Annotated in this window: 15 protein-coding genes; 11 read left to right on the forward strand and 4 right to left on the reverse strand. The window is 63.7% G+C overall.

All coding sequences use genetic code 11. From position 1 onward, the window contains the following. Window positions 1-9 precede the first annotated feature (9 nt). Window positions 10-351, reverse strand: a complete 342-nt coding sequence (gene lptM / locus P0D68_RS28365; RefSeq protein ID WP_408187813.1) for an LPS translocon maturation chaperone LptM — start codon at window positions 349-351, stop codon at window positions 10-12. 35 nt (window positions 352-386) lie between these two features. Between lptM and cyaY the strand changes: the two genes are divergently transcribed. Further along, window positions 387-704, forward strand: coding sequence for an iron donor protein CyaY (gene cyaY, locus P0D68_RS28370; RefSeq protein ID WP_091798393.1), 318 nt, complete (start codon window positions 387-389; stop codon window positions 702-704). Window positions 705-825: 121 nt separating this feature from the next. Here cyaY and P0D68_RS28375 read toward each other — a convergent pair whose 3' ends face one another. After that, on the reverse strand, window positions 826-3,225 hold the full coding sequence (locus tag P0D68_RS28375) for a penicillin-binding protein 1A (protein WP_408301863.1): 2,400 nt from the start codon (window positions 3,223-3,225) through the stop codon (window positions 826-828). A gap of 253 nt (window positions 3,226-3,478) precedes the next feature. Between P0D68_RS28375 and pilM the strand changes: the two genes are divergently transcribed. The 8 genes from pilM (at window position 3,479) to P0D68_RS28415 (ending at window position 11,361) form a co-directional block, all read left to right on the forward strand. Further along, window positions 3,479-4,471 carry a type IV pilus biogenesis protein PilM gene (gene pilM / locus P0D68_RS28380; protein WP_408301865.1) on the forward strand — a complete coding sequence of 331 codons (993 nt, stop codon included), beginning with the start codon at window positions 3,479-3,481 and terminating at the stop codon, window positions 4,469-4,471. Further along, on the forward strand, window positions 4,468-5,187 hold the full coding sequence (locus P0D68_RS28385; RefSeq protein WP_408301867.1) for a fimbrial assembly protein: 720 nt from the start codon (window positions 4,468-4,470) through the stop codon (window positions 5,185-5,187). Before pilM ends, P0D68_RS28385 begins: the two co-directional genes overlap by 4 nt. Next, the gene (locus P0D68_RS28390; RefSeq protein ID WP_408301868.1) at window positions 5,184-6,140 is read left to right on the forward strand and encodes a hypothetical protein; all 957 of its coding nucleotides are present in this window, start codon (window positions 5,184-5,186) and stop codon (window positions 6,138-6,140) included. The genes P0D68_RS28385 and P0D68_RS28390 overlap by 4 nt, the downstream gene beginning before the upstream one ends. Then, window positions 6,140-7,921, forward strand: coding sequence for a type IV pilus secretin PilQ (locus P0D68_RS28395; RefSeq protein ID WP_408301870.1), 1,782 nt, complete (start codon window positions 6,140-6,142; stop codon window positions 7,919-7,921). The genes P0D68_RS28390 and P0D68_RS28395 overlap by 1 nt, the downstream gene beginning before the upstream one ends. Window positions 7,922-8,128: 207 nt before the next feature. Next, window positions 8,129-8,680 carry a shikimate kinase gene (locus tag P0D68_RS28400; RefSeq protein WP_091798410.1) on the forward strand — a complete coding sequence of 184 codons (552 nt, stop codon included), beginning with the start codon at window positions 8,129-8,131 and terminating at the stop codon, window positions 8,678-8,680. Then, window positions 8,680-9,765: a 3-dehydroquinate synthase gene (gene aroB / locus P0D68_RS28405; RefSeq protein ID WP_177205059.1), complete on the forward strand. Its 1,086-nt coding sequence runs from the start codon at window positions 8,680-8,682 to the stop codon at window positions 9,763-9,765. Before P0D68_RS28400 ends, aroB begins: the two co-directional genes overlap by 1 nt. A 71-nt stretch (window positions 9,766-9,836) precedes the next feature. After that, entirely contained in the window at window positions 9,837-11,042 is a 1,206-nt protein-coding gene (locus P0D68_RS28410; protein ID WP_408301872.1) for a deoxyguanosinetriphosphate triphosphohydrolase, read from the forward strand. A gap of 70 nt (window positions 11,043-11,112) precedes the next feature. Further along, window positions 11,113-11,361, forward strand: a complete 249-nt coding sequence (locus P0D68_RS28415; protein ID WP_408301874.1) for a hypothetical protein — start codon at window positions 11,113-11,115, stop codon at window positions 11,359-11,361. A gap of 182 nt (window positions 11,362-11,543) precedes the next feature. On the opposite strand, the gene P0D68_RS28420 is transcribed toward P0D68_RS28415, so the two are convergent. After that, window positions 11,544-11,924: an ElaB/YgaM/YqjD family protein gene (locus P0D68_RS28420; RefSeq protein ID WP_007180171.1), complete on the reverse strand. Its 381-nt coding sequence runs from the start codon at window positions 11,922-11,924 to the stop codon at window positions 11,544-11,546. Window positions 11,925-12,273: 349 nt separating this feature from the next. After that, window positions 12,274-12,999 (reverse strand): OmpW/AlkL family protein, encoded by a 726-nt coding sequence (locus tag P0D68_RS28425; protein WP_408185634.1) that lies wholly within the window; start codon window positions 12,997-12,999, stop codon window positions 12,274-12,276. A 187-nt stretch (window positions 13,000-13,186) separates the two neighbouring features. On the opposite strand from P0D68_RS28425, the gene P0D68_RS28430 reads away from it, so the two are divergent. Both P0D68_RS28430 and P0D68_RS28435 read left to right on the forward strand, forming a co-directional pair. Further along, window positions 13,187-13,894 carry a transposase gene (locus P0D68_RS28430; RefSeq protein WP_007180173.1) on the forward strand — a complete coding sequence of 236 codons (708 nt, stop codon included), beginning with the start codon at window positions 13,187-13,189 and terminating at the stop codon, window positions 13,892-13,894. Between the two features lie 306 nt (window positions 13,895-14,200). Then, window positions 14,201-18,904, forward strand: a complete 4,704-nt coding sequence (locus P0D68_RS28435) for a glutamate synthase-related protein (protein ID WP_091798420.1) — start codon at window positions 14,201-14,203, stop codon at window positions 18,902-18,904. The last annotated feature ends 103 nt before the right edge of the window (window positions 18,905-19,007 follow it).

The raw sequence follows: 19,007 nt of genomic DNA on the forward strand, positions 1-19,007 counted from the left end.
GCGAAAGTCTTATTGAGCGGGGGTGACGGCAGAAGCAGGCAGCGGCGCCGACGGAGCGGATGCGGCGGAGGTGGGCGGCGCGGCGAGTTCGTTTTCCGGCGCCAACGAAAGCGGTGTGCCGGAGGTATCCGGAACGGTGCTCATGTCGGTGGATGTTGCCGGGGCTGAATGTGCGACGTCCGGCGGCGTTTGCGTGCGATCGATCGGCTTGGCCGGTAGCGGCGGCACGGTGGGCAAATAGAGCGAACCGCGTTGTCCGCAGCCAGCGAGTGCACAACCTGCGAGAATGGCTAAAACCGCTACAATCGCGCGGCCGGGCGCCGCCGCGCGCATCCGAGATACGACTCGCATGACTGTCCCTGAATAAATAATCGATGGAGTTTAGCATGTCCGATAGTGAATACCTGACCCGCGCGGAAGCCGCGCTAGCCGCCATCGAACGTGCGCTCGACGACACCGATGCCGACATCGAACTCGAGCGCAGCGGCAACGTCCTGACCCTCGAATTCGAGAACCGCTCGAAGATTATCGTGAACCTTCAGCCGCCCATGAGCGAGATCTGGATCGCCGCGAAGGCGGGCGGTTTCCACTTCCGATTCATCGACGGCGAGTGGCGCGACACGCGTAGCGGCACGGAGTTTTTCGCCGCACTGTCGGAGTACGCGACGCAGCAAGCCGGCGAACCGGTTCACTTCGAAGCGTAGAAACCGCGGGACGAAGTGCGCCGCTCAAGCGGCCGAATCGATCGCCCAGACCGCACAAGCAAAACGGCCGCGCATGATTCGCGCGGCCGTTTTGCTTTTTGAGCGACTTCGAGCGGATGCGTCAGTGTCCGCGGAACAGATTCATGATGTCCTGCTTCTCCTGCTCGCCGACCTGCTCGGGCGCTGCCGCCGATGCGCCGCTCGCTTCGGCATCCAGCGCCGCCTGACTGATGCCGACCGTGGCGACGAAACCATGCCCCGGCGTGAAGTCGTCGAAATACAACTCCGCGCCGAGTTCGGTCAGGCCGTCGGGCATCGGCATCTTGTACTCCGGCACGCCTTTGAGCGCCCGCCCCATGTATTCGACCCACACGGGCAACGACAGGCCGCCGCCAGTCTCCTTGTCGCCGAGGCTGCGCGGGTTGTCGTAGCCGATCCACGCAATGGCCGTGAGCGTGTGCTGATAACCCGCGAACCACGCGTCGCGCGAATCGTTGGTCGTACCCGTCTTGCCGGCGAGGTCGGTGCGCTTGAGCGCATTGGTCTTGGCGCCCGTGCCGCGTTGCGCGACGCTTTGCAGCAGGCTGTTCATCACATACGCATTACGCGGTTCGATGGCGTGCGGCGCGCTTTGCGCGGCCACCAGCGGTTGCGCGTGCGCGACTACGATGCCGCGCTGATCGGTGACTTCGGCGATCAGATACGGGTTGATCCGATAGCCGCCGTTGGCGAACACCGAATACGCGCCCGCCATCTGCAGCGGCGTGACGAGACCTGCGCCCAGCGCCATTGGCAGATAAGCCGGATGACGATCCGCGTCGAAGCCGAAGCGCGTGATGTACTGCTGCGCGTACTTCGTACCGATCTGGTTCAGAATGCGGATCGACACCAGGTTTCTCGACCGCTGCAACGCGGTGCGCATGGTCATCGGGCCGTCGAAGCCGCCGCCGTAGTTCTTCGGCTCCCACGCCTGTCCGCCGGTTTCAGCCGCGCTGAAGAAGAGCGGCGCGTCGTTGATCACGGTTGCCGGCCCGAGCCCCTTTTCGAGCGACGCCGAATAGATGAACGGCTTGAAGCTCGAACCCGGCTGACGCCACGCCTGAGTTACGTGATTGAACTTGTTCTTGTTGAAGTCGAAACCGCCGACCAGCGCGCGGATCGCGCCGTCTTGCGGGACCACGGAAACGAACGCGCCTTCCACCTGCGGCAATTGCGTGATCGACCAGTTGCCGTCGTCGTTCTTGATGAGCCGGATGATCGCGCCCGGCCGCACACGTTGATTCGGCTGCGCGCGCGGCCCGAGAGCGAATTGCACATAGCGCAGGCCGTCACCCTGGATCGTCGCGACATTGCCGTCGATGAACGTGACCTGCACCTGCTTCGGACTCGCGGCGGTGACCACGGCGGCAATGATCTCGCCGTTGTCCGGGTGCTCGAGCAGCGCGTCGTCGATGGCCTGCTCACGGTCGTCGGCGTCGGAAGGCAGCTCGATGAAGGCTTCCGGGCCGCGATAACCGTGGCGCCGTTCGTAGTCCATCAGACCTTTGCGCAGCGCCCGATAGGCGACGTCCTGGTCGGCCGAATCGATCGTGGTCACCACGTTCAGTCCGCGCGTATAGGCTTCTTCGCGATACTGCGCGTACATCATCTGACGCACCATTTCCGCGACGTATTCCGCGTGCACGCTGAATTCCTTGCCCGCGCCCTTGACCACGAGCGGCTGCCTGCTCGCTTCGTCGTACTGTTCCTGCGTGATGTAGTGCAGCTCGTACATGCGCTGCAGGATGTACTCCTGCCGCACCTTGGCGCGCTTCGGGTTGACCACCGGGTTATACGCGGACGGCGCCTTCGGCAGCCCGGCCAGCATGGCGGATTCGGCCAGCGTCAGATCCTTCAGGTCTTTGCCGAAATAGACGCGCGCCGCGCTTGCGAAACCGTAGGCGCGCTGACCGAGATAGATCTGATTCATGTACACCTCGAGAATCTGATCTTTGGACAGCTTCGACTCGATCTTGTACGCGAGCAGCATCTCGTAGATCTTGCGCGTGTAGGTCTTCTCGCTGGAGAGGAAGAAGTTGCGCGCCACCTGCATGGTGATCGTGCTCGCGCCCTGGGTGGCGTGGCCATTGGTCAGCGCGACGATGCCCGCGCGCGCAATGCCGGTGAGGTCGACGCCGCCGTGATCGTAGAAGCGCGCGTCTTCAATGGCGAGGATTGCCTTCTTCAGACTATCGGGCACGTCCTGAATATGGACGATGTCGCGCCGTTCCTCGCCGAACTCGCCGATCAGCACGTGGTCGGCTGTGTAGATACGCAACGGCACCTTGGGACGGTAGTCGGTCAACGCATCGAGCGACGGCAGATTGGGCGTGGCGACGACGAGCGCATAGCCGAGCACCAGCAGCACGCACAGAATGCCTGCGACGATCAGACCCACAAAGCCGATGATGAGCTTCAGCCACAGCGGGCGTTTGCGCTTCTGCGGCGCGGGCGGCGGGGACGTAGGAGACGTGGATTGCATATGGGCACCAAAAAACAGTCCCGCGATTATAGCCGCCAGGCTTTTCAGCTTTCGGCATGCTTACTGACACGTCTTCACAAGTCTGCGCGCCGCGCGGGAATGACTTCACTGTAGTCCCTTTGATCGCCTGCGGGACGCGCATTCCTCAACGTTAGCCATTTGGCTGAGTGTCGCGCGGCGCCGCGTCTACGCACAATTCCTCCTCATCACTCGCGTTCGAATGGTTCGTCGCGTGAGTCAGAGGGAGGGCTTCATGGCATTAAAAAGATCCTGGCTTCAGGCAGTGCAACCCGGTGCGCATCGTTATGCCGCGGGGATCGATGTGGGTTCGCAGGCCGTGCGCCTTGTGGTGCTCAGTCATCGGGCGCGCCCGCCTGCAGCACTGCATATCGAATACGTGAGCACCGTGCCGCTTCCCGCCGGTGCCATGGCCGGCGCTGAAATCGCCGACCGGCATGCGGTGGCGCGTGCCTTGCGCGACGCGTTTGCCGGACTGCCGCACGCGTGTGCGACGCGCGCCTTGCGATGCGCGATGGCGCTGCCCGCGTCGGCTACCGTGACCGCCACGGTGCCGCTCGCGCGACTTGCCGCGCAGAGCGGTTGCGCGGAAGACGGCGGGCATCAGCTGGCTGAACTCGAGCCGGCGGTGATGAGTGAAGTCGAGCGCATTGCCGGCCTCGAACGGCATGCCCTTGCAGTCGACTGGTATGTCGACGAAACGCCTTCGCCAGTGCGCTGCGTGACTATCGCCGCGACCGCGCGGCAACATCTCGAAGCGCGAATCGAATGTGCGGCGATCGCCGGCATCTCGCTCACCGCCATCGACGGTGAGCCGCATGCCGCGTTGCGCGCCATGCGCTATGCGGCGAGTTATGAACTCGATCCGCACGAGCCCTATGTCGCGTTGTGGATCGGCGCGGACGGCGTGTATGGCTGGCGGATCGCCGACGACGGCATCGCCGGCGAAATGCGCTACCCGGCACCGGAACACGCCGATCTCGCCGATGCGTTACGCGACCTGGCGCACGGTCCCGAACTCGACTGCGCGTTGTTGAGCGGTGAGGTCGATCTGCTCGACGGCGTGGGTTTCTCGATCGCGGATATCGCGGACGTGCTCGGCTGCTCGGTGCTGCCGTTCGAATGCGCGGTGCTGGGTGGCCACGAGCGGCCGTTGAGCGACCCGCTGTTGCACGAGCCGTCCGGTGCGGTCGCATTCGGGCTTGCGTTGCGCGGGGTGCTCGAATGACGGGCGGCGTGTTGCACGCGGCGGTCTCGAACTCGGGGACACCGTTACGTGGCGCGCGTTTCGCACGAGGGTGGCTCGGCGGTTTCAACTTACTGCCTTACCGGCAACGCAACGCGCGGCTCGCGCGCCGGCGGTGTCTGCTCGAATGGATTGCCGCCGCTTTCGCCGGTTGTGCCGCTGTCTTCGCATTGGCCGGCTGGCAGGCGGTCGAGCGAGCGCGCCTCGATGCACGGCGCGAGTCGATCGAGCGATCGCTCGCGCAATTATCAGCGCCGCTCGCTGAGCACGCGGCATTGCTCCGCACGCGTGACGAACAACGCCAGCACGTGGCACGCGCAAAGAGTTTGTCCGACCCGCTCACGCATTTACGCGATCTGTTCGATGCGCTGAGTTTCGAGCCGGGTGACGGCGTGCTGTTGCAGCAGTTGCGCCACCGTGAAGATGAGACCGAGTTGCTGGCGAGCTCGCGCGGCCATATCGCTTCGGCCGAGTGGCTCAAACGCCTGAGTGCGATTCACGGCGTGAAAGGGGTGGAGGTGAGCGACCTGCATAGCTCGGCTTCGCGCGGTGGGGCCGCTGCGCAGACAAGCATGACTGGACCGGTCGAATTCGGCGCGCGTCTGCGGTGGAGCGAGACGGCGCAAAAAACGACCCGCACGGGCGGGTCTGCCGCACAGCGTTCTGTGAAGTCTGAACAATCAGGAGGTGCGAAATGAGTACGGCCTTTGTCGAATTTGGCGGCGTGGCGCGCGCGCGCTTTTCACTTTCTCATTGGATGGCGCGCGCGCGTTTGCCGCTCGACGCATGGAGCGGGCGCCGCCGCTGGGCGGTCGCTTTGCTGATTGCCGTGCTGGTGTTCGGCCTTGGTACACACGGCTGGATTGTCGCGGACCTCGGCGGTGTCGAAGCGAGCCGGGCGGCGTTGGAAGCGGGCAGCCTGCGTCTCGCGAACGCAAGGCGCGCGCTTGCGCAATTGCCAGCGCTGCGCCGCGAAGCCGCCGCGGGTCCGATTGGCGCTTCGCTTGTCTCTTCGCTCGGCACTTCGATCGCGCGGTCATCGGGGCCGTGGAGTTCCGCCGACGACGTAAGCATCGTCTCCGAACTGGCTGCGCAGAATAGCGTCGCGTTGCTCTCGGTGGAGCCTGGCGCCGCGAGCGGAGCGGGCGCTGAGCGCATGCGGCCGCTGCAACTGACTGCGCGCACAGACTTCGTCCATCTCATGGCGTTTATGCGCGGGCTGTCGGACCTGCCCGTGCTGATCGTGCCTGTCGATGTGACCGTCAAGCGCGAGGCCGCCGCACTGTCGGTCAGCGCCACGCTGCGCGTGTTCAATGCGCTGCGGCCCGCGCCATCGGCAGCCTCCGTAGATGCGTTCGTCGAAAACAGTCTCGATTCGGATGACGAAGAAAACGTCGTCTTCTTCGATCCGTTTTCGCAACCACAGATGCAGGCGGCGGGCGAACTGCCCGACGTTTCGCAACTGCGTCTGGTCGGATTGCTGCGCGATCGCGCGCGAGGGCTGGCATTGCTCGATACACCGGACGGCGTCACGGTCGTCGAGTCCGGAGAGCAGATCGGCGCCGAACGTGTCACGAGGCTGGACGCGTTCGGCATTACCCTCGTGAAGGGCGGCGCGACTCGCACGCTGGCACTGACGGAGACTTCGTGATGAGACTGGCGAAGCCGTTTCCCTTTGCGTCTTCGGGCGTCGATACGTGTGCGTCGGCAGGCCGGCGAGTGTGCCTCGGCCTATGGGTCAGCGCGGCGCTGGCTGTCGGCGTTGCACGGGCGTCGACTCAACCGCTGCCGCCGTTGCCTCCCGAGATGCCGCTCGATCGCGCGGTCACGCCGCTCGATGTCTCGTACGACGTACCGCCGCTGCCAGGCGACGCTTCCGCCGCGGTGCCTAATCCGTTCCGACAGGACGCCGCCGGCGATGCTGACGCATCGCGTGCGAGCGCGGCGGCCGGCGATGCTCACGCGGATGCGCCGTCCTCCGACGCGCGCGCTGCCGACGCCACCAACGCCGACGCCACCGGCGCCAGCCATGCCTCCGCCTCCGCCAGCGACACCATCGCCAGCGACGCCACCACCGCCACCAACGGCCCGGTGCCGCAGCGACGGCAATCCAATGCCGCGGCTCGCGACAATGCCACCGGCTCCGCCGCGCTCGAAGGGCCTCCGGTGCCGCTGCCGCCGCTCGCGCGTCTGAGCGGCGAGCTGCGCAGTGCCGCCGACGCAGGCCTCGCCCCCGACGACAAACCGATCTCGATGAATTTTCAGCGTGCAGAACTCGGCGCCGTGCTCAATGCGTTTGCCCGGTTCACAGGATTGAACATCGTCGCGAGCGAAAGAGTGCGCGGCGCTGTCTCGCTGCGGCTCGACAAGGTGCCGTGGCGCACCGCGTTCGATACCTTGCTCGACGTCAACGGCCTCGCGATGGAGCGCCATGGCAACGTGATCTGGGTCGCGCCGATTGCCGATCTGGCCGCGCGCGAGCGGCAGCGCTTCGAAGCGCACGCCCGGGCCGCCGATCTCGAGCCGCTCGCGAGCCGCACGTTCGAGCTGCACTATGCGCACGCCGAGGACGTCAGGCGGCTGCTGACCGGTTCCGGCGCCCAGCGGGTCCTGTCCAAACGCGGTGCCGCCACTGCCGATCCGCGCACCAATCTACTGTTCGTGACCGATCTCGAAGCGCGCCTCGCGCAGATTGCGGCACTGCTCGCCTCGATTGACCGGCCGACGCGCCAGGTGTTGATCGAAGCGCGCATTGTCGAGGGCGAACATGGTTTTTCGCGCAACCTCGGCGTGAAACTCTCGATGGCGGCCAGCAATACCGAGGGCACCGCGAGAGGTTTGACCGACGCCGTCTACGATCTGTCGGCCCGGCCGATTGCAGGCTTCGACGCGGCGACCGCTGGTCTGACGTTATTCGCCGCCGGCGCGACGCGGTTGCTGAACATCGAGCTGAGCGCGCTCGAAGCGCAGGGGCGCGGCGAAATCGTCTCGAGCCCGCGCGTGGTCACGGCGGACCGGATGAAGGCAGTGGTCGAGCAGGGCACCGAATTGCCGTATCAGGCGAAAGTGGGGCAAGGCGTGTCGGGCGTGCAGTTTCGCCGCGCTACCCTCAAACTGGAGGTCGAGCCGCAAATCATGCCGGACGGCCGGGTGGTGCTGGACCTCGACGTCGCCAAAGACAGCGTTGGCGAACAGACCGACGCCGGGCCCGCGATCAACACCAAACACGTGCAAACGCGCGTCGAAGTGGAGGATGGTGGTACGGTGTCGATCGGCGGTATTTACGCGACCGATGACCGGGACGATGTGACTCGAGTGCCGGTTCTGGGCAAAATACCGTTTTTAGGTGCGCTTTTCCGCCATCGGGCTCACCGCGACCACCGCAGCGAACTGGCTGTTTTCATCACGCCGCGCGTCGTTCAGACAAATTAGGGCACGCTCCCGCCGCTACCGGGAAAATGCTGGGCCGCCCTGGGTTTTTTGCTCCGCCGGACGTTCGCTTTGGGGATTCCCCGTTGCGGCGGCTGGCGCGAAGCGACAGGGCGGGTGGCGTTCCCAGGCGGCGCGCAGGCTCGACAAGGCAGCCGCTTTGCCAGTAAGCTGCGGCACGAACCATACCGGATTAGCCAGAGGACACCGTTGCAAGCGCGGGACGCACACGCCAATGTATTTTTCGTAGGGCTCATGGGGGCAGGAAAAACCACCGTGGGCCGGGCCATTGCGCGCCGTCTCGATCGCCCCTTCTTCGATTCCGACCATGAAATCGAGGCACGCACGGGCGCGCGCATCCCGGTGATCTTCGAGATGGAGGGCGAAGCGGGCTTCCGCGAGCGCGAAGCGAGCGTGATTTCCGACCTCACCGCGCGCGACAATATCGTGCTCGCGACCGGCGGCGGCGCCGTGCTGCGGCCGGAAAACCGCGAGGCGCTGCGAAATCGCGGTCTGGTGATCTATCTGCGCGCCAATCCGCACGACCTGTGGCTGCGCACCCGGCGCGACAAGAATCGCCCGCTTTTGCAGACCGAAGACCCCAAAGCGCGTCTCGAAGCACTCTACGAAGTGCGCGACCCGTTATATCGGGAATGCGCGCATTTCGTGATCGAAACCGGCCGGCCTTCGGTCAACGGACTCGTCAACATGGTTCTGATGCAGCTCGAGATGGCCGGCGTCGCCAAACTTCCTGCGTCATAATGGACCGTATGATTACCGTCAATGTCGAACTGGGCGAGCGCGCCTACCCCATCCATATCGGTGCCGATCTGATCGGCCAGACCGCGTTGTTCGCGCCGCATATCGCCGGCAGTTCGGTCACCATCGTCACCAATGCCACCGTCGACCCGCTTTATGGCGACACGCTGCGCGCCGCGCTGGCGCCGCTTGGCAAGCAGGTCTCCACGGTAGTTTTGCCGGACGGCGAGGCATACAAGAACCTCGAAACCCTGAACCTGATTTTCGACGCGCTGCTTGGCGCCCGGGCCGATCGCAAGACCACGCTGATCGCGTTGGGCGGCGGCGTGATCGGCGACATGACGGGTTTTGCGGCGGCCTGCTACATGCGCGGCGTGCCCTTCATCCAGGTGCCGACCACGTTGCTTTCGCAGGTGGACTCATCGGTGGGCGGCAAAACCGGCATCAATCACCCGCTCGGCAAGAACATGATCGGCGCGTTCTATCAGCCGCAGGCCGTGATCGCCGACATCGGCGCGTTGCGTACGCTACCGGCGCGTGAACTGGCGGCGGGCGTCGCTGAAGTGATCAAGACCGGCGCCATCGCCGACGCGGGTTTCTTCAGCTGGATCGAAGCCAATATCGAAGCATTGAATCGCTGTGAACCTGCAGCGCTCGCCGAGGCGGTCAAGCGCTCGTGCGAGATCAAGGCGTCGGTGGTCGCGCAGGACGAACGCGAAGGCGGACTGCGCGCCATCCTCAATTTCGGCCATACCTTCGGCCATGCGATCGAAGCCGGTCTTGGTTACGGCGAGTGGCTGCATGGCGAGGCGGTCGGCTGCGGAATGGTGATGGCGGCAGATCTGTCCGTGCGGATGGGCTATCTCGACGAAGCGGCGCGCAAGCGTCTGGTCGACGTGATCGTTGCCGCGCATTTGCCGATCCGTGCGCCGGCGCTCGGCGACGCGCGCTATGTCGAACTCATGCGGGTCGACAAGAAGGCGGAAGCCGGCGCGATCAAATTCATTCTGTTGAAGCGTTTCGGTGAGACGCTGATCACCCAGGCGCCCGATGCCGAGGTGCATGCCACGTTGGCCGCCGCCGTCTGAATCGCGCGAGGCATCCAGCAACGCATCACGCACCAGCGTCACGAGGCGCCGCCCATGTTTCGGAGAACCCGGTGACTGACAGGCGCAGCGACGTTGTAAAGCATGACCCGGCGGCACGCGCGGCGACAACCGGCGCGCCGACGCAGGAAGCACTCGAAGCCCATCTTGCGCCGTACGCGGCGCATTCCGCGCAATCGCGCGGCCGTCGCTATCCGGAAGCCGCGCCCAGCGCGCGCACCGAATTCCAGCGGGACCGCGATCGTATCGTCCATTCGACGGCATTTCGCCGGCTCGAGTACAAAACGCAGGTCTTCGTCAATCACGAGGGCGATCTGTTTCGCACGCGTCTGACTCATAGCCTGGAAGTGGCGCAGATCGCGCGTTCGGTTGCACGCAATCTGCGTGTGAACGAGGACCTCGTCGAAGCCATTTCGCTCGCCCATGATCTTGGCCACACACCGTTTGGCCACGCGGGTCAGGACGCGCTCAACGAATGCATGCGCGAACATGGCGGCTTTGAGCACAATTTGCAGAGCCTGGCGGTGGTCGACGATCTTGAGGAGCACTACGGCGCGTTCAACGGCCTGAACCTGTGCTTCGAAACGCGTGAGGGTATTCTCAAGCATTGCTCGCGCGAGAATGCGCGGCGGCTGGGTGCATTGGGCGAGCGCTTTCTCGAGGGGCGGCAGCCGTCCGTCGAGGCGCAGATCGCGAACGTTGCCGACGAGATCGCGTACAACAACCATGATGTCGACGACGGCCTGCGTTCGGGCCTGCTCACCGTGGAGCAGCTCGCTGAAGTGGAGTTATGGCAGGTGCACTACGAGGCGGCGCGCAACGACTTTCCTCAGATCGAGGGTCGGCGGCTCATTCACGAGACGGTTCGCCGCATCATCAATACGCTGATCGTCGATCTGATCGATACGACCAAGCTGAATCTCGAACGGCATGCGCCGGCGTCGCTGGATGGCGTGCGTTCATCGCCCGCGCTCGTCGCGCATAGCGAAGCGATTGCCGCGCAGGCGGCCGCGCTCAAGCGCTTTCTGTTCAAAAATCTGTATCGCCATTATCGCGTGATGCGCATGGCCAACAAGGCGCGCCGCGTCGTCGCGGGTCTGTTCGACGCATTCACCGACGATCCGCGGCTGTTACCGCCGAGCTATCAGTCAACGGACGCATCGCTGCAACCGCGGCTGATCGCCCATTACATCGCGGGTATGACGGATCGCTATGCGGTCAAGGAGTACCAGCGCCTGTTCGTGATTGACGATAACTGATCAGGCGTCGTTTCAGGTTTGCGTGCGGCTGGGCTGTCTTCTTTGATGTTCGCGTCCGCCGCACATTGCCTTGACGTCGACAGCACGCACGGAGCGGCTCTCCGCATCGATGGAGCGGCTGACCGCACGTACACGAGCTGATGACCGCGCACGCGAGCTGCTGACCGCGCGCGCCCAAGCTGATGACCGTACGCACGCGAGCCGCTGGCCGCACGTACCCGAGTTGATGATCGGTACGCATGCGAGCCGCTGGCCATATGCACGCAAGCCGCTGACCGTACGCACGCAAGCCGCTGACCGCACGCACGCAAGCCGCTGACCGCACGCACTCGGGCCGCTGATCGCACCTACGCGAACTGCTACCCGCACGCATGCGACTTGCTGACCGCACGCCCCTAAGCTACCGACCTACGCACCCGAGCCAGCATCGCCCTCCGGCGACAGCCCGCCGCAGCAGGAATCGCCCGTTCGAGGCGACCCCGCTCGTCGTCTGCTCGCGCTTTAGCGCAACCGCGAGGCGAACAGCGCGCCGGCAATCAACGCCACGCCGCCGACGATCGCAATCGTCTGCCACGGATTTTCATGCACGTAGTCGTCGGCATCCGAAATGGCGACTTCGGCGCGTTCGCGCACGGCTTCGCGCGTGTCGTTCAAGCGGGCGCGCGCTACCTCGAGTTGCTTGCGAAGTTTGCTGCGCAGCGCCACTGCATCGGCCTGGGTGCCGTCCGCCAGCGTCGATTCGAGTTCCGACATTAGCGTGCGCAGTTCGCCTGCGATATCTTCGGCCGCATGGCGGCTATGGCGAGCGATACGCCGCGCACGGCGGCTGGTGCTGGTCCAGGATTCGCCGAGGGCGTCTCGCGTATTCGGAAGTGCAGTCATGGTCGCTCCGTCGATGAGGTGAAAGGGTCCCGCGCGCTGTCACGAAGACGCACTCTCACGTCTGAACGCGGGAAACACCCGGTGAACGCAACTTTGGTGCCAAACCCGGAGGCCCCATCCACCGTGGCGCGGGCGCATATTCGTCAGCACATATTGCACTGGCTGGCGCGATTGCGGGTCAAATTTACAAACGCTTGCGCCTCGCCACGGCTTTGCCTGCAAAGGTGGCAAAGGAGACGCGTTCGGCGCGCGCCAAAAAGTAAAACGCCGCCATGGGATGCATGACGGCGTTGTCCAAGCCACGAAAATTCGACTACCCTAACTCAACGGCCCCTAATTTTCCGAAGCGTTAGAAACGGTAACCGATATTGACGTAGGAAACGATCGGGTTCAGTTTGATCTTGGTTTGCGATTGCACATTCAGCGTGCCGACGGGCGTGTTCGCAGCGGTGTTGAGCTTCGCGGTCGTGCTGAGCGGCAGGTAGGAAATCGATACGCCCGCGAACCAGTGCTGGTTGAAGGCGTAGGTGAAGCCGGCATTAAACACCGGCTCCCACGAACTATCCGTAGTGACGCTGGTCGGACCATGCAGAACGTTTGCCTCGAATGCGCTGTTGGTGATCTTTTCGTCGGTGAACCAGATGCGGCTCACGCCAACGCCGAGATACGGCCGGAACGTGGCGGTCGGCGCATTGAAGTAGTACTTGAACAGCAGAGTCGGGCTCCACTGTTTTGCCTGACCCAGCTTGCCGAATTGTGCGAGGCTGCCCGAACCTTCCAGGTCGAACGAAGGCGGTATGCCGATCACGAACTCCGCTGCGATGTGGTCGGTGACGAAGTAGCCGGCAGTGAAACCAAGGGTGTCGGCTGAACTGAGTGTTGCACCGGTATTGGCTTCAGTGATGTTGGTCGGGCTACCACCAATGCTTGTTACTTTGAGCGGCTCGCTGCTCGATTGAGGCGCAAGATGGAACCAGCCCGTCGTGACGAAAAAGCTTCCGGCCGATTGCGCGTGAGCTGCCGTTGTCATGCAGGCTAGCGCCGCGATCCCCGTTACGGCCTGTTTTAATTTCATAAGTGCTCCTCCAAAAAAGGCCCGCTCATTATGACGAGAACGTTTGAAACAAACCATACGCGGCGGTTAGAGCTTTCTCCCTAAGCTCCGCGCGGTTTCTGGCTCTGCCGCGCCGCGTCTAACCTTGCGCGGATGCGGTTCTTCGGACCTTCGGGTATGTACCAACGCGACTATTGGATACTCCAGCATGGCACGGCTTGCACGTCTCTATGTCCCTGACCAGCCGCAGCACGTCATCCTCCGCGGGCTCGATCAGCAGCCCGCATTCGTCGACGACCAGGACTACGAGCTTTTCATCGATTGTTTGAAAGCGGCTTCACGCGACCACCATCTGTCCATCCACGCGTATGCGTTGATGCCAGGCGCGGTGCAACTGCTCGTCACGCCGACCGAGGAGTCGAGTCTGCCGAAGGCGATGCAGGCGGTCGGGCGCCGATACGTGGCGCACTTTAACAGGCGCTATGCGCGCCGGGGCACGTTGTGGGAAGGGCGCTACAGAGCGACGGTGATCGAAGGCGAGCGCTACTTTCTGCTGGCGAGCCGTGTCGTAGAGATGTGCCCGGTGCGCGCCGGGCTCGTGAGCGCGCCGGAAGATTACCGCTGGTCGAGTTACCGTCATCACATCGGCCTGACACTCGACAGCCTGATTACGGATCATCCGCTGTACTGGTCGCTCGGCAATACCCCATTCGAACGGCAGCGCGCGTACCGGGAACTGTGCGAGCAGCCGCTCGATGAACGGGAAGCCAGCCAGCTTCAGCAGGCCACCCTGAAAGGCTGGGTTCTGGGCAGCGACACCTACCGCGAGTGGGCGGCGCGGGCCGCCAACCGGCGTGTATCGCCGCTGCCGCGCGGGCGGCCGCGAAAGGTGCGCGAGACGCCGCAACAGCAATAAAACGTTTCGCATCAAAGGGCTGCATCGAAACGGCATCTCCGCATGCCGTTTTCTTTTGCACGTTTTGGATGTGGCACCAATAAAAAATAGCCGCAATGCACCAACTTGATAATTGGGGTTCAATCATCACGTTTTATTTGCTATTCCATTGATTCGTCGCGTATATTCCGAATTCCGGCGCTTTTTGACACGCGTAGCATCGAGCGTTGAGCGCGCCGTCGCGGTTGCGAACTCGGTTGTGAATCGCACTGCGGCAATAGAAAAACGGTTTAACGGCCTGTCCGGCCCCTTACAGACGGTGTCCCCATGAACGACCACCAGCAACCGATCCACCCGGTTCCCGCCGCGCAAGGTCTGTACGACCCGCAAAACGAGCATGACGCCTGCGGCGTCGGCTTTGTCGCTCACATCAAGGGCAAGAAAAGCCACGAGATCATCGAGCAGGGCCTGAAGATTCTCGAGAACCTCGACCACCGGGGCGCTGTCGGCGCCGATCCGCTGATGGGCGACGGCGCGGGCATCCTGATCCAGATCCCGGACGGCTTCTATCGCGAGGAAATGGCCAAGCAGGGCGTGGTGCTGCCGCCGCACGGCGAATACGGTGTCGGCATGGTCTTTCTGCCGAAAGAACACGCGTCGCGTCTCGCCTGTGAGCAGGAACTGGAACGCACGGTGAAGGCGGAAGGCCAGGTCGTGCTGGGCTGGCGCGATGTGCCGGTCGACCACACCATGCCGATTTCGCCTACCGTCAAGGCGAGCGAGCCGCTGATCCGCCAGATCTTCATCGGCCGTGGCAAGGACATCATGGTGACCGACGCGCTCGAGCGGAAGCTGTACATCATCCGCAAGACCGCGAGCCACCGCATCCAGGCGCTCAAGCTCAAGCACGGCAAGGAGTATTTCGTGCCGTCGTGCTCGGCGCGCACGGTCGTCTATAAGGGCCTGCTGCTGGCCGGCCAGGTCGGCGTGTACTACCGCGACCTGCAGGACGAGCGCACGGTGTCGGCGCTGGCGCTGGTGCACCAACGCTTCTCGACCAACACGTTCCCGGCGTGGGAACTGGCTCACCCGTACCGCATGATCGCCCACAACGGCGAAATCAACACGGTCAAGGGCAACGTGAACTGGCTCAACGCCCGTACCGGCGCGATCGCATCGCACGTGCTCGGCGACGACCTCCCGAAGCTCTGGCCGCTGATCTATCCGGGCCAATCGGACACCGCCTCGTTCGACAACTGTCTCGAACTGCTGGTGATGGCCGGCTACCCGCTCGTCCACGCAATGATGATGATGATCCCGGAAGCCTGGGAACAACACACGCTGATGGACGACAACCGCCGCGCGTTCTACGAATACCACGCCGCGATGATGGAGCCGTGGGACGGCCCCGCTGCAATCGCCTTCACGGACGGCCGCCAGATCGGCGCGACGCTCGACCGTAACGGTCTGCGTCCGGCGCGCTACATCATCACGGACGACGACCTCGTCATCATGGCGTCGGAAGCCGGCACGCTGCCCATTCCCGAGTCGAAGATCGTCAAGAAGTGGCGTCTGCAGCCGGGCAAGATGTTCCTGATCGACATGGAGCACGGCCGCATCATCGACGACAAGGAGCTCAAGGACAATCTCGCGAACGCCAAGCCGTACAAGAGCTGGATCGATGCCGTGCGCATCAAGCTCGACGAGATCGAGGCAAAGGCCGAAGACGTCGCCACGGAACGCCGCGAGCCCGCCGCGCTGCTGGATCGCCAGCAGGCGTTCGGCTACACGCAGGAAGACCTCAAGTTCCTGATGGCGCCAATGGCGCAAGCCGGCGAAGAAGCGGTCGGTTCGATGGGCAACGACTCGCCGCTGGCGGTCATGTCCAACAAGAACAAGACGCTCTACCACTACTTCAAGCAGCTGTTCGCGCAAGTGACGAACCCGCCGATCGACCCGATCCGCGAAAACATGGTGATGTCGCTGGTGTCGTTCGTCGGTCCGAAGCCGAACCTGCTCGACACGAACAACATCAACCCGCCGATGCGTCTCGAAGTGTCGCAGCCGGTGCTCGACTTCAAGGACATCGCGAAGATCCGCGAGATCGATCAGTACACGGGCGGCAAGTTCAGCTCGTATGAACTGAACATCTGCTATCCGGTGGCGTGGGGCAAGGAAGGCATCGAAGCACGCCTCGCCTCGCTGTGCGCGGAAGCCGTGGACGCGGTCAAGTCCGGCTACAACATGCTGATCGTGTCGGACCGCAAGACCGATCGCGACAACGTGGCGATTCCGGCGCTGCTGGCCACCGCCGCGATCCACACGCACCTCGTGCAGCAAGGTCTGCGCACGAGCACGGGTCTGGTCGTCGAAACCGGCTCGGCGCGTGAAACGCACCACTTCGCGCTGCTCGCGGGCTACGGCGCGGAAGCCGTGCACCCGTACCTCGCAATGGAAACGCTCGGCCAGCTCGCAGCCGGCCTGAAGGGCGACCTGTCGCCGGAAAAGGCGGTCTACAACTTCACCAAGGCAGTCGGCAAGGGCCTGATGAAGGTCATGTCGAAGATGGGCATTTCGACCTACATGTCGTACACCGGCGCGCAGATTTTCGAAGCGGTCGGCCTGGCTGAAGACCTGGTGGTGAAGTACTTCAAGGGCACCTCGTCGAAGGTGGGCGGCATCGGTCTGTTCGACGTGGCGGAAGAAGCGATCCGTCTGCACCGCGAAGCGTTCGGCGACAACCCGATTCTCGCCAACATGCTCGACGCAGGCGGCGAATACGCATACCGCGTGCGCGGCGAAGAACACATGTGGACGCCGGATGCGATCGCCAAGCTGCAACACTCGGCGCGCAGCAACTCGTACCAGACGTACAAGGAATACGCGCATCTGATCAACGATCAGACGAAGCGCCACATGACGTTCCGCGGCCTGTTCGAATTCAAGTTCGATCCGACCAAGGCCATCCCGCTCGACGAAGTCGAACCGGCGAAGGAAATCGTCAAGCGTTTCGCCACCGGTGCAATGTCGCTGGGCTCGATCAGCACGGAGGCTCACGCCACGCTGGCAATCGCCATGAACCGTATCGGCGGCAAGTCGAACACGGGTGAAGGCGGCGAGGACGTGAACCGTTACCGCAACGAGTTGCGCGGCATTCCGATCAAGAACGGCGACACGATGAAGTCCGTGATCGGCGACGAAGTGATCGTGGACATTCCGCTGAAGGCGGGCGATTCGCTGCGCTCGAAGATCAAGCAGGTGGCGTCGGGCCGTTTCGGCGTGACGGCGGAATACCTCGCGTCCGCTGATCAGATCCAGATCAAGATGGCGCAGGGCGCGAAGCCGGGCGAAGGCGGTCAGCTGCCGGGCCACAAGGTGTCGGAATACATCGGCAAGCTGCGTTACTCGGTGCCGGGCGTCGGCCTGATTTCGCCGCCCCCGCACCACGACATCTACTCGATCGAAGATCTGGCGCAGCTGATTCACGATCTGAAGAACGCCAACTCGGCGGCCAGCGTCTCGGTGAAGCTGGTGTCCGAATCGGGCGTCGGCACGGTTGCCGCAGGTGTGGCCAAGGCCAAGGCCGATCACGTCGTGATCGCCGGTCATGATGGCGGCACGGGCGCGTCGCCGCTGTCGTCGGTGAAGCACGCCGGCACGCCGTGGGAACTGGGCCTGGCCGAAACGCAGCAAACGCTGGTGCTGAACCAGTTGCGCGGCCGTATCCGCGTGCAGGCCGACGGTCAGATGAAGACCGGCCGCGACGTCGTGATCGGCGCGCTGCTCGGCGCGGACGAGTTCGGTTTCGCGACGGCGCCGCTCGTCGTCGAAGGCTGCATCATGATGCGCAAGTGCCATCTGAACACCTGCCCGGTCGGCGTCGCGACGCAAGATCCGGTGCTGCGTGCGAAGTTCCAGGGCCAGCCGGAACACGTCGTGAACTTCTTCTTCTTCGTTGCAGAAGAAGCGCGCGAAATCATGGCGCAACTGGGCATCCGCAAGTTTGAAGACCTGGTCGGCCACGCCGAACTGCTCGATACGAAAAAGGGCATCGAACACTGGAAGGCGAAGGGTCTCGACTTTTCGCGCGTGTTCTATCAGCCGCAAGTCTCGGCGGAAGTGGCGCGCAAGCATGTCGACGTGCAGGACCATGGTCTGGACAAGGCACTCGACCACACGCTGATCGAAAAGGCGAAGGCGGCGATCGAGAAGGGCGAGCACGTCTCATTCATCCAGCCGGTGCGTAACGTGAACCGTACGGTCGGCGCGATGCTGTCCGGCACGATTGCGAAGAAGTACGGCCACGACGGCCTGCCCGACGACACGATTCACATCCAGTTGAAGGGCACCGCGGGTCAGAGCTTCGGCGCGTTCCTCGCGAAGGGCATCACGCTGGATCTGGTCGGCGACGGCAACGACTATGTCGGCAAGGGCCTGTCGGGCGGCCGCATCATCATCCGTCCGACCAACGATTTCCGCGGCAAGTCGGAAGAGAACATCATCTGCGGCAACACAGTGATGTACGGCGCGATCGAAGGCGAGTCGTTCTTCCGCGGCGTGGCAGGCGAGCGTTTCTGCGTGCGTAACTCGGGTGCGACGGCGGTTGTCGAAGGCACGGGCGACCACGGCTGCGAATACATGACGGGCGGCACGGTGGTCGTGCTCGGCGAAACAGGCCGTAACTTCGCGGCCGGCATGTCGGGCGGCATCGCCTACGTGTACGACCCGGACAACTCGTTCGCGGGCAAATGCAACAAGTCGATGGTTGCGCTCGATCCGGTCTTGCAAACGGCCGAACAGGAACGCACGGTCGACAAGGGCCTGTGGCACACCGGCACGACCGACGAAGCGCTGCTCAAGGGACTCATCGAGCGTCACTTCCAGTTCACGGGCTCGCCACGTGCAAAAGCGCTGCTCGAAAACTGGGACGCGTCGCGCCGTCAATTCGTGAAGGTATTCCCGACCGAATACAAGCGCGCGCTGGGCGAAATGGCCGCGAAGAAGGCGAACAAGGAAGTGCTGGCCGCCTGATTCGCAACGCTGTTCATCAGCAAGACGTCACCTTTAGCCGTACCCGCCGCGTGCGACCGATCCACGGTGCTGCGCGGCGGGTGTAGATCACCCCACCTGATTA

The sequence above is a fragment of the Paraburkholderia sp. RL17-380-BIE-A genome (assembly GCF_046028085.1).
GTDB lineage: Bacteria > Pseudomonadota > Gammaproteobacteria > Burkholderiales > Burkholderiaceae > Paraburkholderia.

Coding starts and splice junctions, on each gene's coding strand:
- aroB (WP_177205059.1), top strand. CDS start 8,680: ATGGACCGTATGATTACCGTCAATGTCGAACTGGGCGAGCGCGCCTAC.
- P0D68_RS28430 (WP_007180173.1), top strand. CDS start 13,187: ATGGCACGGCTTGCACGTCTCTATGTCCCTGACCAGCCGCAGCACGTC.
- cyaY (WP_091798393.1), top strand. CDS start 387: ATGTCCGATAGTGAATACCTGACCCGCGCGGAAGCCGCGCTAGCCGCC.
- pilM (WP_408301865.1), top strand. CDS start 3,479: ATGGCATTAAAAAGATCCTGGCTTCAGGCAGTGCAACCCGGTGCGCAT.
- P0D68_RS28395 (WP_408301870.1), top strand. CDS start 6,140: ATGAGACTGGCGAAGCCGTTTCCCTTTGCGTCTTCGGGCGTCGATACG.
- lptM (WP_408187813.1), bottom strand. CDS start 351: ATGCGAGTCGTATCTCGGATGCGCGCGGCGGCGCCCGGCCGCGCGATT.
- P0D68_RS28435 (WP_091798420.1), top strand. CDS start 14,201: ATGAACGACCACCAGCAACCGATCCACCCGGTTCCCGCCGCGCAAGGT.
- P0D68_RS28390 (WP_408301868.1), top strand. CDS start 5,184: ATGAGTACGGCCTTTGTCGAATTTGGCGGCGTGGCGCGCGCGCGCTTT.
- P0D68_RS28385 (WP_408301867.1), top strand. CDS start 4,468: ATGACGGGCGGCGTGTTGCACGCGGCGGTCTCGAACTCGGGGACACCG.
- P0D68_RS28425 (WP_408185634.1), bottom strand. CDS start 12,999: ATGAAATTAAAACAGGCCGTAACGGGGATCGCGGCGCTAGCCTGCATG.
- P0D68_RS28420 (WP_007180171.1), bottom strand. CDS start 11,924: ATGACTGCACTTCCGAATACGCGAGACGCCCTCGGCGAATCCTGGACC.
- P0D68_RS28375 (WP_408301863.1), bottom strand. CDS start 3,225: ATGCAATCCACGTCTCCTACGTCCCCGCCGCCCGCGCCGCAGAAGCGC.